This window comes from Chitinophaga sp. S165 (assembly GCF_003182155.1).
In the GTDB taxonomy this organism is placed as follows: domain Bacteria; phylum Bacteroidota; class Bacteroidia; order Chitinophagales; family Chitinophagaceae; genus Chitinophaga.
Genome location: NZ_QGTG01000016.1, coordinates 1 through 14,460, shown reverse-complemented (window position 1 = coordinate 14,460; position 14,460 = coordinate 1). Strand labels below are relative to the sequence as shown.

At 46.7% G+C, this 14,460-nt stretch carries 12 protein-coding genes; 3 read left to right on the top strand and 9 right to left on the bottom strand.

Translation table 11 applies throughout. From position 1 onward, the window contains the following. The first annotated feature begins 30 nt into the window (after positions 1–30). Both C7475_RS31560 and murI read left to right on the top strand, forming a co-directional pair. Complete coding sequence (locus tag C7475_RS31560; protein ID WP_110057434.1) at positions 31–696, top strand: carbonic anhydrase; 666 nt, start codon at positions 31–33, stop codon at positions 694–696. Beyond that, entirely contained in the window at positions 693–1,511 is an 819-nt protein-coding gene (gene murI / locus C7475_RS31555) for a glutamate racemase (RefSeq protein WP_110057433.1), read from the top strand. Before C7475_RS31560 ends, murI begins: the two co-directional genes overlap by 4 nt. 325 nt (positions 1,512–1,836) lie before the next feature. Here the strand turns inward: murI and C7475_RS31550 are convergent, their stop codons facing one another. The 9 genes from C7475_RS31550 to C7475_RS31505 all read right to left on the bottom strand — a co-directional run bounded on the left by C7475_RS31550 (position 1,837) and on the right by C7475_RS31505 (position 12,236). Then, entirely contained in the window at positions 1,837–2,067 is a 231-nt protein-coding gene (locus tag C7475_RS31550; RefSeq protein ID WP_110057432.1) for an ORF6N domain-containing protein, read from the bottom strand. Between the two features lie 464 nt (positions 2,068–2,531). Further along, positions 2,532–4,664, bottom strand: a complete 2,133-nt coding sequence (locus tag C7475_RS31540) for a S9 family peptidase (protein WP_110057430.1) — start codon at positions 4,662–4,664, stop codon at positions 2,532–2,534. Between the two features lie 39 nt (positions 4,665–4,703). Beyond that, positions 4,704–6,086, bottom strand: a complete 1,383-nt coding sequence (locus tag C7475_RS31535) for a Gfo/Idh/MocA family protein (protein ID WP_110057429.1) — start codon at positions 6,084–6,086, stop codon at positions 4,704–4,706. A 111-nt stretch (positions 6,087–6,197) separates the two neighbouring features. Continuing rightward, positions 6,198–6,962 carry a succinate dehydrogenase/fumarate reductase iron-sulfur subunit gene (locus C7475_RS31530; protein ID WP_110057428.1) on the bottom strand — a complete coding sequence of 255 codons (765 nt, stop codon included), beginning with the start codon at positions 6,960–6,962 and terminating at the stop codon, positions 6,198–6,200. Positions 6,963–6,990: 28 nt separating this feature from the next. Further along, on the bottom strand, positions 6,991–8,964 hold the full coding sequence (locus tag C7475_RS31525) for a fumarate reductase/succinate dehydrogenase flavoprotein subunit (RefSeq protein ID WP_110057427.1): 1,974 nt from the start codon (positions 8,962–8,964) through the stop codon (positions 6,991–6,993). 14 nt (positions 8,965–8,978) lie between these two features. Next, the gene (locus C7475_RS31520) at positions 8,979–9,662 is read right to left on the bottom strand and encodes a succinate dehydrogenase cytochrome b subunit (RefSeq protein ID WP_110057426.1); all 684 of its coding nucleotides are present in this window, start codon (positions 9,660–9,662) and stop codon (positions 8,979–8,981) included. A 252-nt stretch (positions 9,663–9,914) separates the two neighbouring features. Further along, complete coding sequence (locus C7475_RS31515; RefSeq protein ID WP_110057425.1) at positions 9,915–10,478, bottom strand: hypothetical protein; 564 nt, start codon at positions 10,476–10,478, stop codon at positions 9,915–9,917. Positions 10,479–10,565: 87 nt separating this feature from the next. After that, positions 10,566–11,378: an N-acetylmuramic acid 6-phosphate etherase gene (murQ, locus tag C7475_RS31510; RefSeq protein WP_110057424.1), complete on the bottom strand. Its 813-nt coding sequence runs from the start codon at positions 11,376–11,378 to the stop codon at positions 10,566–10,568. A 15-nt stretch (positions 11,379–11,393) separates the two neighbouring features. Continuing rightward, entirely contained in the window at positions 11,394–12,236 is an 843-nt protein-coding gene (locus tag C7475_RS31505; RefSeq protein ID WP_110057423.1) for an N-acetylglucosamine kinase, read from the bottom strand. 104 nt (positions 12,237–12,340) lie between these two features. On the opposite strand from C7475_RS31505, the gene C7475_RS31500 reads away from it, so the two are divergent. Continuing rightward, positions 12,341–13,942 carry a S41 family peptidase gene (locus C7475_RS31500; protein ID WP_233260031.1) on the top strand — a complete coding sequence of 534 codons (1,602 nt, stop codon included), beginning with the start codon at positions 12,341–12,343 and terminating at the stop codon, positions 13,940–13,942. Positions 13,943–14,460 lie beyond the last annotated feature (518 nt).

Below are 14,460 nucleotides of genomic sequence, written 5' to 3'. Positions count from 1 at the left end.
ACTTTTTAACTAACCAAAACTGCTTTCAATATGACCAGGTACGATGAGATATTTGAGAACAACAGACAATGGATGGCATCTAAGACCGCCTCCGACAAGCAATTTTTTGAAAAGCTGGCCGAAGAACAGAACCCTGAATACCTTTACATTGGGTGCAGCGACAGCCGCGTGCCTACCAATGAGATCATGGGACTGGATGCCGGGGAAGTATTCGTTCACCGTAATATCGCTAACCTGGTAAATAACATCGACCTGAACGTCATGTCCGTTATTAACTATGCCGTACGGCATCTGGGTGTTAAACACATTATCGTTTGCGGGCATTACAACTGCGGTGGCGTTAAAGCTGCTATGCAGCCTTCCGATCTCGGTCTGCTCAATCCATGGTTAAGGAATATACGTGACGTATATCGCCTGCACCGCCAGGAACTGGACGCCATTGAAGATGATCATGCCCGTTATAACCGCCTCGTAGAGCTCAACGTACAGGAACAATGTGTGAATGTCATCAAAACCGCCGCCGTACAGCAAGCCTATGTTCAGAATGGCTATCCTACGGTACATGGCTGGGTATACGATCTCTATACCGGCAAGCTCATTGACCTGAAGATCGATTTTGAAGGCATCCTTCATAATATCCAGGAAATTTATGACCTGACCGGTAAGGGTTTGATGAAAAAACAAGACGACAAATGACGGGGCCAATTGGTGTTTTTGATTCAGGCTATGGCGGGTTGACTGTATTGAAAGAGATCATCGCCACGCTGCCGCAATACGATTATATTTACCTCGGTGACAATGCCCGGGCCCCTTATGGCAACCGCGGTTTCGACACCATTCATACTTACACGCTCCAGTGTGTGCAGCACCTCTTCGATATGGGCTGCCCGCTGGTAGTGCTGGCCTGTAATACAGCTTCTGCACGCGCGCTCCGCACTATTCAGCAGAAAGACCTTCCCCGTATTGCTCCCGACCGCCGCGTACTTGGCGTGATCCGTCCTACAACAGAAATGGTAGGTACGCTTACGCAGACAGGTGAAGTAGGCATTCTCGCTACAAAAGGCACCGTCGCTTCTGAGTCTTATCCGATAGAGATCAATAAATTCTTCCCGCATGTAAAAGTCCATCAGCTGGCTTGCCCCATGTGGGTTCCTATTATTGAAAACGGCGAAGCCGATAGTGAGGGCGCTGATTACTTCGTTAAGAAGTATCTCCATCAGATCCTGACTGATGCACCTGATATTGATACTATCGTATTAGCTTGCACCCACTACCCTATTCTTACGAAGAAGATCCGGCAGTTCCTTCCCGGTGGGATCACCTTGTTATCGCAGGGTAAGATCGTTGCACATAGTCTTAAAGATTATCTTTTCCGTCATCCGGAAATGGAAGTTCGTCTCAGTAAGAATGGTGGCCGGAAATACTTTACTACGGATGATCCCGTAATTTTTGAAAAGCAAACAGAGATCTTTTTAGGAGAGACGGTGAAAACTGAGTTTATCAATCCGTGAGGTGTCTCCTAGATCCGTACCGTTTTTAACAGATGCTGCAGGGAGTTGATCGACTTTCTTTCTTTTAGTTTTTAACCAAATGCTGCTTGGGTTTCAGGCTGGGATCGCGGTCGGCGCCTCTTTGGTAGGATTGCCATTAAACTTTTTCAAGCGTATGGGCTTTTGATCTTTATTTAGCTGTATCAAGCGTATCTCAAAGAGCCGAAGGCCCGCGCTTCCCATCTGAAACCCTTTGCGCATCTGTTCTCCCTCCAATAGCTGCATTCAAATGCATCGTGGATATTTTTGTTTATAGACTTCCCATTGCAGCTAATCCTTTATTTCCTTATAGATAAGTGCCCCCTCTTTTTGAGGTCACAAACTGTGACCTCAAACCGTCAAATTCACTCTCGCTAAGTTCAAACATAAAATCCTCCGGAAATCTGTCAATATTTCTTTTTACGGCTTGCTTAAGTACTTTGGTAGGTACTTCATACATCTCAGCCAGATCGGCATCCAACATCACCTTTTGATTTCGCACATCAAAAATCTTGCTCTGCATCGTTGCTATCTGCATATTTTGTTAAATTAAAATCATCTCAAGCTTTATCCTTCAAAAGGATATAAGAGAAGCATATTAATTAATAATATTTTTTCAATGGTGAATGCGATGTTAATGATGCCAGAATTTGTGTAAATCTTCATAACAGCTGATTCAATATTTTCAACTGTTCGCCATTCATTGGCTTTCGTCCTTCTGATAGGTGGGAGTCCGGAAGTGGCAGGCGGTTTCAGTGGGAATGTCTGGCCTTCGGCTCTTTGACAAACGATTGATGTCGATAATAGATATTCAAAAGCCGATACGATTGAAAAAAGCTTAATAGCATTCCTTCCAAAGAGGCGCCGACCGACATCCCATCTGAAACCGCAGCTACTTCCAGTAACAAACAAGAAAGAGCAACTACCTCTAATTAGGAGACCGGAAAACAAAAAGCCCATAGATCTTCTACGACCTATGGGCTTTTAAATATCTATGTGTTACTACTTCCCTTCTAATCCAAGCAGGAATGCATACTGCAATGCAATATCCTCGAGTATCTTGAAACGGCCGGAAGCCCCGCCATGCCCCGCTTCCATATTGGTATGCAGCAGCAGCATATGGTTATCTGTCTTTAATTCACGTAACCTGGCAACCCATTTGGCAGGCTCCCAATATTGCACCTGCGAGTCATGCAGACCTGTTGTTACGAGCATATTAGGATATGCCTTTGCCGTTACATTGTCGTAAGGAGAATATGCCTTTATATAATCATAGTACTCCTTCTTCTTCGGATTGCCCCATTCATCGAACTCGCCGGTAGTTAAAGGAATGCTTTCATCCAGCATAGTAGTTACGACATCCACGAAAGGTACAGCTGCAATAACACCATTCCAGAGTCCCGGACGCATGTTCACAACTGCTCCCATCAGTAAACCTCCGGCACTGCCTCCCATTGCGTAGAGATGCGTACTGTCAGTATAATGATGTTTTACAAGATAGTCAGCACAATCGATGAAGTCTGTGAAAGTGTTCATCTTCTTAAACAACTTACCGTCTTCATACCACTGACGGCCCATTTCCTCACCACCTCTGATGTGCGCGATAGCGTAGGCAAAACCTCTGTCAAGTAAACTCAGGCGGTTACTGCTGAAAGAAGGTTCGATACTGTGACCATACGAACCATAACCGTAAAGCAATAATGGCCCTTTGCCATTTTTCTCGAATCCTTTTTTGTATACGATAGATACCGGTACTTTCACGCTGTCCCTGGCAGTGATATACACCCGTTCAGTGACGTAATTCTTCGGATCATAACCTCCAAGAACTTCCTGCCGTTTACGCAGTTCGTTCTTTTTGGAATCCATGTCGTAGTCGTAAGTAGATACCGGCGTTGTCATAGAAGTATATGAGTAACGCAGGGTCTTCGTATCAAACTCCGGATTGACGGAGATAGAAGCGACGTAGGCAGGTTCTTCAAATTTCAGGTAATGGTCTTCTTTGGTACGTGCATTCATAACACGCAGCTGTGTAAGACCATTTTTACGTTCGCTGAGTACCATATGATCGCGGAACAATTCTATGCCCTGTAACAGTACATCTGCACGATGAGGAACGACCTCTTTCCAGTTATCGCGTGCCGTTTTATTCAGTGAGCATTCCATGAGCCGGAAGTTCACGGCATCCCAGTTGGTAACGATGTAGAATTTATCGTCCTGATGATCTATGTCATAAAGATGATCGCGCTTGCGCGGTTCAAATATCTGGAATGCACCATCAGGTTTGGCGGCGTCAAGTATGCGATATTCAGACGATACTGTACTCTGACTTTGGATCATGATGTACTTGCCTGATTTGGACCGGGCTACATCAATGGAGAAGGTTTCATCCTTTTCATTGAAAACTTCCTTATCTGTACGTACGTCGGTACCCGTTACATGTCGCAGGATACGCTCCTCTCTTAAAGTAACCGGGTTCTTGGCAGTATAGAAGAAAGTTTTATTATCGCTGGCCCAGGCAGCACTGGCGGAAGTATTGGGGATGGCATCCGGTAATACTTCTCCTGTTTGCAGGTTCTTGATATGAATAGTGTACTGACGGCGGCTCACAGTGTCAACGCCATAGGCCAGCCATTGTGCATCCGGACTTACCGACATACCACCTACCTGGTAGTAATCATGTCCGGCGGCCAGGACGTTCACATCAAGGAGTATCTCCTCAGTGCCTTCCAGACTGCCTTTCTTGCGGCAATATACCGGGTATTCCTTGCCTTCGGTGAAACGGGTATAATAGTAGTAGCCATTCTTCAGATAAGGTACACTGGCATCCGTTTCCATGATGCGGCCCCTCATCTCTTCGTATAGCTTCTTCCGCATACCGGCGGCAGGTTCCATCATCGTATCGAGATAGTCATTCTCCGCTTTGAGATAGGCAATTACCTTAGGATCGTTCCGGTCGTTCATCCAGTAATATTTGTCGATCCTGGTATCACCGTGTATGGTCATTGCTGTATCTATCTGCTCCGCTACCGGCGGCTTTACTGTTTTGACTTCTGCTGACATACTTTTCTTATTTTCCTTACAGGCAAACAGGCCCATGCCTGACAACATTATGGTAAATGCAGCGGCTTTCCTCATAGGTGACAAATTGAGGCTACGAATGTAATACTTATCCAGTTACACAATCTTCATTTTTTGGGCGTCCCAGTGGATCACTTTTTTGCTGAAGTAACTTTCATTGGTAACCAATGCAGGACCCGCAGCACGAAGTCCGAAGGAAGCGTCTTCCACTACAGGTTTACCTGTACGTACAGCCTCAAAAAAATTGATGAAATGGTCTACACGCGAGTCATATCCTTGGGGAGCGGCATATGCGTTCTCTGACCGCTGTGCCGGTTTGCGCGTGTCTGCCGGGTATTTCTCATTGTATTGCTTTACATATGCTTCCTGGGTAGCCTTCGGAAACGTATTATAGGTATCCCAGCCACCATATCCCGGTGCAGAGGAGAGTTTATGCTTCTTTATCTTGAAATCGTCCCAGCCCAGTTCCAGTACGCCTTCCGTGCCGATAAAACGGGTGAATTCTCCACCTCCGCCGCCATCGGCAAAGTTTACGCGTAAAGTTACCTGGAAAGCGGGATGTGTTTTTGTTTCCGGGTAATCAAAGATCGCTACGACAACATCCGGTACGTCACGGCCATCCTTCCACTGTACCAGGTTGCCACTGGCGAAGATGCGTTCAGGCCCCAGGGAACCGGTAATAAAGTGAAGACCTGATATGAGGTGTACGAAAAGATCGCCGGGTACACCGGTACCATATGCCCGGTAGTTACGCCAGCGGAAGAAACGGGTAGGATCAAAAGGCACTTTTGAAGTATCCTTAAGGAAGGTATCAAAATCCATAGTAGCAGGAGAAGCATCCGGCGGGATAGAGTACTGCCATGCGCCCAGGGCGTCATGACGATCAATACGGGCTTCTACAATGTTCAGCTGACCTATTTCCCCGGCCTCGTAGCGCTTCTTTGCCTCTGCGAGGGCAATACTGCTTACACGCTGGCTACCCACCTGAAAAACGGCCTTTGTGCGCTGCTGAGTGGCAATCACTTTATGCCCCTCCTCTATCTGCTGTACCATCGGCTTTTCACAGTATACCGCCTTGCCTTTTTCCATTGCATCAATGGAAATGGTATCATGCCAGTGGTCGGGAGTGGCAATGATCACAGCGTCGATGTCTTTTCTGTTCAGCAGTTCGCGATAATCGCGGGTCGTAAAGATGTCTTTACCATACACTTCTTTGACTTTCGTAAGGTGACCATCATACAGGTCGGCAGCTCCTGCGAATTCCACACCGGGAACTTTCAGGGCAGCTTCTAAGTCGCCGAAGCCCATGATACCCATACCAATACAACCGATACGGATCTTATCGTTGGCAGAAATGCGGGTGTTGGGTTGCAGGATGTGGACATGTTCCTTTCCCATAGCGGCCAATGAACCGGCGCCCAACAGGGCGGCTGTACCTCCCAGATTGCGGAGAAATTTTCTCCTGGAGTTGTCTGTCATAACGTAAAATTTGTGTGCAAAAGGGTTTTAACTCCAAACAATATACAAAAAAAATCCCCCTCGTTTTAGCGAGGGGGATGTTGATATCGACTAATACAGTACGGTCAATTACTATTTTTCGTAAGTGAAACCAGCGTTGATGTATTCGCGGTTCAGACGTGCGATGTTTGTCAGGGAGATCTCTTTCGGACATTCTGCCTCACAAGCGCCGGTGTTGGTACAGCTACCAAAACCTTCCTTATCCATCTGAGCGATCATATTCAATGCTCTTGACTTCTTCTCAGGCTGACCCTGTGGCAGCAATGCCAGCTGGGATACTTTCGCTGAAACGAAGAGCATAGCGGATGAGTTCTTACAAGCTGCTACACAAGCACCGCAACCGATACATGCTGCTGCTGCAAATGCTGCATCTGCATCATCTTTTGGTACCAGGATGTTGTTGGCATCCTGGGCGTTACCTGTATTTACAGATACATAACCACCCGCTTCAATGATACGGTCAAAAGCACCTCTGTCAACGGTCAGATCTTTCACTACAGGGAAAGATCCTGCTCTCCATGGCTCAACGGTCAGTGTATCACCATCTTTGAAAGCACGCATGTGTAACTGACAGGTAGTAGTACCTGCCCATGGACCATGTGCACGGCCGTTGATATGCATAGAACACGCACCACAGATACCTTCGCGGCAGTCGTGGTCAAACGCTATTGGTTCTTTACCTTCATTGATCAGACGCTCGTTCAGCACGTCGAACATTTCCAGGAAGGACATTTCAGAAGAAATACCACTTACCGGATAAGTTTCAAATTTTCCCTGGGCGTCTGCGTTTTTCTGCCTCCACACTTTAAGTGTGAGATTCATGTTATAATGTTCCATATCTATTGGACTATTATTGTTGTGAAAATTATTTATAGCTACGCTGAGTTGGTTTACATTCTACAAACTCAAGAGCTTCTTTATGCAACTCGAACTGGCTTTCTCCTTTATATTCCCATGCAGAAACATAGGAGAAGTTTGCGTCGTCACGTTGTGCTTCCCCTTCATCTGTCTGTGATTCTTCACGGAAGTGACCTCCGCAGGATTCACGACGGTTCAGCGCGTCTACACACATCAGTTCTCCCAGCTCCAGGAAGTCAGCCACACGGCCTGCTTTCTCCAGTTCAGGGTTGAATTCGTTCGCATCACCTGGAATACGAACATCTTTCCAGAACTCTGCACGCAGCTGCTGGATCTCAACGATCGCTTCTTTCAGTCCCTGCTCATTACGCGCCATACCGCATTTGTCCCACATGATCTTACCCAGTTTCTTGTGGAAGTGGTCTACGGATTTGGTACCCTTAATGTTCATCAGTTTATCGATGGTAGACTGTACATTCTTTTCTGCCTCAATGAACGCAGGATGGTCCAGAGAATACGCCTTAGTACCAATTTCACCTGCCAGGTAGTTACCCAGTGTGTATGGTATAACGAAATAACCGTCAGCCAGTCCCTGCATCAGTGCAGACGCACCCAGACGGTTTGCACCGTGGTCGGAGAAGTTTGCTTCACCCAGCGCGTACAGACCGGTAACAGTGGTCATCAGTTCATAATCCACCCACAGGCCGCCCATCGTGTAGTGTACTGCAGGGTAAATGCGCATTGGCACTTCGTATGGATTTTCACCAGTGATCTTAGCGTACATATCAAAGAGGTTACCGTATTTCTCGGCTACCACTTCTTTACCCAGCTTACGGATCTCGTCAGCAGAAGGATTGGAGATCTGTCTTTTGCTGGCTTCGATCCTGCCGTAACGGTCCATGTTGAATGCGAAGTCCAGGTATACCGCCTGTTTGGAACTACCTACGCCATAACCGGCATCACATCTTTCTTTAGCTGCACGGGATGCCACGTCACGTGGTACCAGGTTACCAAAGGCAGGATATCTTCTTTCCAGGTAGTAATCCCTTTCGTCTTCAGGAATATCGGAAGGTTTACGTGTATCGTTCTGTTTTTTAGGTACCCATATACGTCCATCGTTACGGAGGGATTCAGACATCAGCGTCAGCTTGGACTGATGGTCTCCGGAAACCGGGATACAGGTCGGGTGGATCTGCGTGTAACAAGGGTTACCGAAGAAAGCGCCTTTACGGGTAGCTTTCCAGGCTGCCGTTACGTTAGAGCCCATTGCGTTTGTGGACAGGTAGAATACGTTACCGTAACCACCGCTAGCCAGCAGTACCGCATGACCGAAGTGACGTTCCAGTTTACCGGTGATGAGGTCACGGGCAATGATACCGCGTGCTTTACCATCTATCACTACGATGTCCAGCATTTCGTGACGGTTGTACATGGTCACGTTACCTAATGCTACCTGGCGCTCCAGAGCGGAGTATGCACCTAACAGCAGCTGCTGACCGGTCTGACCGGCAGCGTAGAAAGTACGTTGTACCTGTGTACCACCGAATGAACGGTTGCTCAGCAATCCGCCATATTCACGTGCGAAAGGAACACCCTGTGCCACGCACTGGTCAATAATGTTGCCGCTTACCTCTGCCAGACGATGCACATTCGCTTCGCGGGCACGGTAGTCGCCACCTTTTACAGTATCATAAAACAGACGGAACACAGAGTCACCGTCGTTCTGGTAATTCTTTGCAGCATTGATACCACCCTGTGCAGCAATACTGTGCGCACGGCGTGGGCTATCCTGGAAACAGAAAGCTTTCACCTTATAACCTAACTCACCCAAAGAAGCAGCAGCCGAAGCCCCTGCCAGGCCAGTACCCACGATGATCACTTCCATGTTGCGCTTGTTAGCCGGGTTTACCAGCTTACAATGCCCCTTATAATCTTCCCATTTCTTATCTAATGAACCGGCAGGAATTTTTGAGTTCAGCATATATCCTTACTTTACTAAATTGATTTGAAATATATAACCACGGGAATGATAGCAAAACCAATAGGAATCAGGATCCCGAAAAACCAAACACCTACGAAGTTGATGAGGCCATTGTACTTAACGTGGTTCAGGCCGAATGTCTGGAATGCGCTTTTAAACCCGTGTATCAGGTGAAAAGATAAACCGATCATACCGATCACATACAGGATCACCATCCAAAGTTGCGTGAATGCCTCCTGTACAACTGCATACAGATTGTTGTATTCCTCTCCGTTGTATGTTATCGGCCGTACATCACCATAGTGCATCCAGTACCAGAAATCTTTCAGGTGGATGATAATGAAGATCAGCAGGATGCTACCCATGATAGCCATCTGACGGCTGAACCAGGATGAAGTCTGGTTACCGGGATTGATAGCATACTTCACCGGACGGGCAGCCCTGTTACGGAACGTAAGCTGTAAGGCAAGAATAGCGTGAAGAAGAATGATGATCTTTAAACCCCAGGCCAGGAACTGGATGAAGGGGTTATGGCTCATGAAAGCAGCGTAGATGTTAAAAGCTTCGCCCCCATCGTCCTTGAGTAACGCGAGATTACCAGTCAGGTGCACGATAACAAAACTACACAGAAAGAGACCGGTAGCACCCACTAATAATTTTTTACCGATAGAGGTATTAAAGAACTGTGACCACTTCATAAGTTAAATTCTAAGCTTCCTTAAAAGATGATATGATAATATTTCGAATATATCGCGCAAATTTAGCGCAGGAAAAATTAAAACCAAATGATATTTCTCAGTTTTTGGTTTGATAGTGAGGGCCAATACATAGTTTAGCCAACAGCCATCAAGTTCACGGCTGTCAGGCCGGTTACTAACCTGGGGGTTAGTGTATAACCGGCACATAACGTGAATAAACAAAGAATCCGGGAGTTTGTTCTCCCCCCGCCACTACTCCAGACGGCGCATCATGGCGTTGTCAATGAGAGAATAAAGATGTTGTGGTTGGCAAGTACGCCACTTGTCGATATCCAGGAGGTGTACGTAGTTGTCCAGGTGGGCGCGTTCAAATTCCTGCCGCGTCTGTTCTGGCATATTGAGACTTACGATCCATCCTCCCTCGTCACGTATATCATCCCACCACTCTTCATAATAGCTGTCATCAGATGAGTGGAAATTCAGCACATTCTCTGTGATCAGGATGAACTTATTGATCTTGCTGGCAATCATGACATCAATCACGTCCCGCTTTAATACCATGATGTCGTTTTCGATACAATCGTTCCACTCTCCCAGCACTTCAATAATGGCATAGTTGAACTCGTAGTCGGCAAATAGCACCTTCAGATACAGGTTACGGGACCCGAATTCATCCCATTGAGGATGTACATAATAATTATATACGGTATTGGAGTAAGTAAACTCGCTGTACTCCCGTCCGTAGAACGGGGATTGTTCATCATCCTCTGCAGTATATAAATGGCGCCAGTTATAAAAAGGTTCTATATCATGCATGTCACACTAACTCTAAATGTTCGTTTCTACAAATTTCGGGGGAAATTTCAGAAAATAGAAACGCTGCATTTCTGGAAAAAGTTGTAACTATACATAGTCCTCAATCGCCTTTCTAACGCTGCCGGCCTTCAGTAATAACTCTTTTGCCTTTTCATAATCAGTCAGGGATAATTTCTCCATCAGCATCTTCACACCTCTGTCCACCAGCTTATCATTGCTCAGTTGCATGTTCACCATTTTATTATCTTCCACCCTGCCCAGCTGGATCATCACAGCTGTGGAGATCATGTTCAGGACCAGCTTCTGCGCTGTACCACTTTTCATACGGGTGCTGCCGGTAATGAATTCCGGTCCCACAACGACCTCAATAGGGAAATCCGCTTCTGCCGATATGGGCGCTCCCGGATTACAACAGATGCTTCCGGTCACAATACCTTCCTTACGGCATTTGTTCAGCGCGCCTATTACATAAGGAGTAGTACCACTCGCTGCAATCCCCACCACCACGTCTTTTTCGGTAATATTACATTCCTGCAGATCTTTCCAGCCTTGTTCCCTGTCATCTTCGGCAAACTCCACCGCTTTACGGATGGCGGCGTCCCCTCCGGCTATCAGCCCTATCACCAAACCATGAGGCACACCAAAAGTGGGCGGGCATTCTGATGCATCCACAATGCCTAAACGTCCGCTGGTACCTGCCCCCAGGTAAAACAACCTGCCGCCGGCCAGCATTTTATCTGCAATGGCGGTTACCAGTTTCTCTATCTGTGGCAATACTTTGGCTACAGCCTGAGGTACAGTGGTATCTTCCTGGTTGATATTACTGAGGATCTCCTGCACACTCATTTTCTCCAGGTGACGATAGTGCGACGTCTGCTCTGTTATTCTCTGAAAAGACATTAGTAGTGTATTTGATTATTGATGATATTCCACCAGTCCGTCCATAGGACTGCGCAATATCCGTCCCATCTGCAATTCATAGAGTTCACATAACTCTTCCAGGATGTCCCTGAAATGCCAGGCGATGCTGCCGGTAAAGTGCAAAGGGTGTGTCCAGCTTTCGCTGTATTTATAAATATGGTTAAAGAAAAACTCGTTTAAGCCGTCTTCCAGGATGTTTTCTATGATAAAATGTCCCCTGTTCTCTCCCAGGAACTTTGCAAAACCCGCCAGGTAGCGGTTCGGCATCGGTCTGCGGTACACATTTTCCAGTATTTCCTCATGATTGGTGTTATACTGTGCATCAAACCGGCTTTTCAGGTCTTCATCGAAGGTATTATACAGGTAATACTGCAGTAGCTTTTTGCCCAGAATGGCGCCACTACCTTCATCTCCCAGTACATAACCCAGTCCCGGGTTATTCTTTTTGATGGTTGTTCCGTCAAAAAAGCAGGAATTGGAACCTGTTCCCAGAATGCTGGCCACTCCCGGCTCGTTTCCACACAAAGCCCTGGCGGCTCCCATCAGGTCATGGTTCACTTCGAAAGTTGCTATCGGCCACACAGCCCGTAAAGCCGTCTCCACAATTTCCCTGCTCTTCCGCTGTAAACAGCCCGTTCCGTAATAATGTATTTCGTCTATCTGTATATCTGGCGGCAGCTGCGGTAAAAGCTCTTTTTCCAGCAGCTCCTGTATCTGTTGTGCATTCAGGAAAAAAGGACTGATCCCGGATGTTTGATAACGTGCGGCCTGTCCGGCTCCCAGCAGGCACCATTCAGCCTTGGTTGATCCACAATCTGCAATTAGCTGTACTTTCATGACACATCCGTTGAAGGTTGAGGTTTAATATACTATTTTTGCCACAAGTTAAATAAATAGCGACAAGATACAAGCTACCTTGCAGCTGTTTTCAATACATGATTATGTCGAACAGGAAATTGAATGTTTTTTTACCGCTGTTATTTGCAATAGTGCTTGCTTTGGGAATGTATCTGGGCCACAAAATGCCGGGGGCTAACACAGGAGCGCAAACATTGCTATTCAGCCGGGCGGGACGTGCACCACTGCAGGAAGTCATGGACCTGCTCAAAATAAAATACGTTGATACCTTACAGGTAGCCGATCTGCAGCAGGAAGCCATTGAAGGTCTGCTCAGCCATCTGGACCCTCACTCTATCTATATTCCGCCTTCCAATCTGCAAACCGTGAATGAAGACCTGGAAGGTCACTTCTCCGGTATCGGCGTAGAATTCAATATCATAGCCGACACCGTAAACATTGTTTCTGTTGTACCGGGAGGCCCTTCAGAAACTGCCGGCGTACAAACAGGCGATAAGATCATCAAAGTGAATGACTCCCTCGTTGCCGGCAATAGCATCTCCGGCGACAAGATCCGGAAATTGCTGCGTGGTCCGAAAGACTCAAAGGTGACGGTCAATATGTTACGCCAGCAGAAGCTTATCCCCGTTCAGATCACCCGCGGCGATATTCCGCTCTACAGCATAGATGCAAGTTACATAGCGACACCCGGTGTTGGCTACATCAAGATCAGCAAGTTTTCGGGCACCACCTATCAGGAATTTATGGACGCCATGCGTAAGCTAACGAATGCCGGTATGACAAAACTCGTCATCGACCTTCGCCAAAACCCTGGCGGTTATCTGGATGCTGCTACCCGTATTGCCGATGAGCTGCTCGACGAGAATAAACTGATCGTATACACTAAAGGGAAAAGCTATCCCCGTGCTGACTACCGCTGTCAAAAGCCTGGTCTGTTCGAAAAAGGTGATCTGGCCATTCTCACCGATGAAGGTTCTGCAAGTGCCAGCGAAATCCTCGCGGGTGCCGTACAGGAATGGGACCGCGGTACTATTATCGGCCGCCGTACCTTCGGGAAAGGCCTGGTACAGGAACAATTCGATCTCAGCAACGGCGGCGCTCTCCGTCTGACGGTAGCACGTTATTATCTTAATTCCGGGAGAAGTATCCAGAAATCTTATGCCAATGGCCGTGATGCATACGATGACGACATCCTGAACCGCTTCAATCATGGCGAATTCGTCAACCGTGACAGCATCCATCCGCTGGATACCATGCAGTTTAAAACTGCCAGTGGCCGCATTGTATACGGTGGTGGCGGCATCACTCCTGATGTCTTCATTCCTTTCGATACCAGCCGCTTCTCCAATGTGCTGACCAGTATGTATTCCCGTAGCACTTTCAGCAACTTTGCCTACCAGTATTACAATAGCCACAAAGACGAGTTCAAACAATATAAAGACGCCACTCAGTTCAGCAACCAATACCAGGTTAGTAATGAACTTTACAGCGCTTACAAGGTCTTTGCTGCGAAAGACAGTGTTCGTGGTGTGGAGTCCATCAATACTCATGATGAGACCGAGATCAGAACGCGACTGAAAGCGTTATTGGCGAGGCAGATCTGGAGTTATGCAGGTTTCTACGAATCGCTGAATAAGGATGATGAAATGATGAGGAAAGCGATAGAGTTATTGAAAAAGAAATAACTTCTTTCATGTTATAGTTTAAAAGCCATCTGGGTAATCCGGATGGCTTTTTTTTATCATCTTACTTTGTTAAGTAGTTTCATTTGTTTAGCGCACGTTTGTTGTTTTTCATAGAATGCATTGAGTAGCTCGGTTTGTTTACCTGGATGGGCCTTATCTGGTAGCCCGGTTTGTTGTTTGAATAGAACGCGTTAAGTAGCCCGGTTTGTTTACTTGGATGGGCCTTATCTGGTAGCCCGGTTTATTGTTTGAGTAGAACGCGTTAAGTAGCCCGGTTTGTTTACCTGGATAGGCCTTATCTCGTAGCCCGGTTTGTTGTTCGAATAGAACGCGTTAAGTAGCCCGGTTTGTTGTTTGAATAGAACGCGTTAAGTAGCTCGGTTTCAGTATGGGATCGCGGTCGGCGCCTCTTTGGTTGAATTACTTCTATACAACAATCGCTTTAAGTTGCTCCAGTCTTTTTTCTAATCTTTTTATTTTCAATTCATTATTTCTTTTCTGGTATTGGTCAAGCAAGG

Bases quoted from the DNA above. Each gene is read 5' to 3' on its own strand.
- C7475_RS31560 (WP_110057434.1), top strand. From the start codon at position 31: ATGACCAGGTACGATGAGATATTTGAGAACAACAGACAATGGATGGCA.
- murI (WP_110057433.1), top strand. From the start codon at position 693: ATGACGGGGCCAATTGGTGTTTTTGATTCAGGCTATGGCGGGTTGACT.
- C7475_RS31550 (WP_110057432.1), bottom strand. From the start codon at position 2,067: ATGCAGATAGCAACGATGCAGAGCAAGATTTTTGATGTGCGAAATCAA.
- C7475_RS31540 (WP_110057430.1), bottom strand. From the start codon at position 4,664: ATGAGGAAAGCCGCTGCATTTACCATAATGTTGTCAGGCATGGGCCTG.
- C7475_RS31535 (WP_110057429.1), bottom strand. From the start codon at position 6,086: ATGACAGACAACTCCAGGAGAAAATTTCTCCGCAATCTGGGAGGTACA.
- C7475_RS31530 (WP_110057428.1), bottom strand. From the start codon at position 6,962: ATGGAACATTATAACATGAATCTCACACTTAAAGTGTGGAGGCAGAAA.
- C7475_RS31525 (WP_110057427.1), bottom strand. From the start codon at position 8,964: ATGCTGAACTCAAAAATTCCTGCCGGTTCATTAGATAAGAAATGGGAA.
- C7475_RS31520 (WP_110057426.1), bottom strand. From the start codon at position 9,662: ATGAAGTGGTCACAGTTCTTTAATACCTCTATCGGTAAAAAATTATTA.
- C7475_RS31515 (WP_110057425.1), bottom strand. From the start codon at position 10,478: ATGCATGATATAGAACCTTTTTATAACTGGCGCCATTTATATACTGCA.
- murQ (WP_110057424.1), bottom strand. From the start codon at position 11,378: ATGTCTTTTCAGAGAATAACAGAGCAGACGTCGCACTATCGTCACCTG.
- C7475_RS31505 (WP_110057423.1), bottom strand. From the start codon at position 12,236: ATGAAAGTACAGCTAATTGCAGATTGTGGATCAACCAAGGCTGAATGG.
- C7475_RS31500 (WP_233260031.1), top strand. From the start codon at position 12,341: ATGTCGAACAGGAAATTGAATGTTTTTTTACCGCTGTTATTTGCAATA.